We start from the raw sequence: 447 nt of genomic DNA on the forward strand, positions 1-447 counted from the left end.
CATCGAACAGAAAGACAGAACGTGGAATACGGTATGGGGCCCGAACTGGAGGCCTTCCGCGCGCAGGTGCGGGCATTCGTCGCTGAATACGCGCCCGCCATCCCGCCTAGGGCTGGCGTGCGCAGCGCCGAGAACGAGGCCGAACTGAGGGCGCTGAAGGAATGGACCGCGCGGTTGTTCGAAGCAGGCTACGTCGGCGCGGACTGGCCTGCCGAGTACGGCGGCCGCTACGACCGTTCGGCCGAGCACGGAATCGTCGTCGGTGAGGAGCTGGCCCGGGCGGCGGTGCCCGGAGTGCAGAGCGGCAGCATCCTCGCCGCCCACGCACTCATCCATTACGGCACCGACGAGCAGCGCCGAAGGCATCTACCCGAGATCCGTGCCGGCCGCCAACTGTGGTGCCAGCTGTTCAGTGAGCCCGGAGCCGGCAGTGATCTGGCGTCACTG

The 447-nt window shown here is 67.8% G+C and carries 1 protein-coding gene; it reads left to right on the plus strand.

Annotation, left to right across the window (positions count from 1 at the left end; all coding sequences use genetic code 11):
* Nucleotides 1-21: 21 nt before the first annotated feature.
* The coding region (locus RNC47_RS36855) for an acyl-CoA dehydrogenase family protein (RefSeq protein WP_311605233.1) at nucleotides 22-447 on the plus strand (426 nt) is incomplete at its 3' end.

It is taken from the genome of Streptomyces millisiae, assembly GCF_031845425.1.
GTDB lineage: Bacteria > Actinomycetota > Actinomycetes > Streptomycetales > Streptomycetaceae > Streptomyces > Streptomyces millisiae.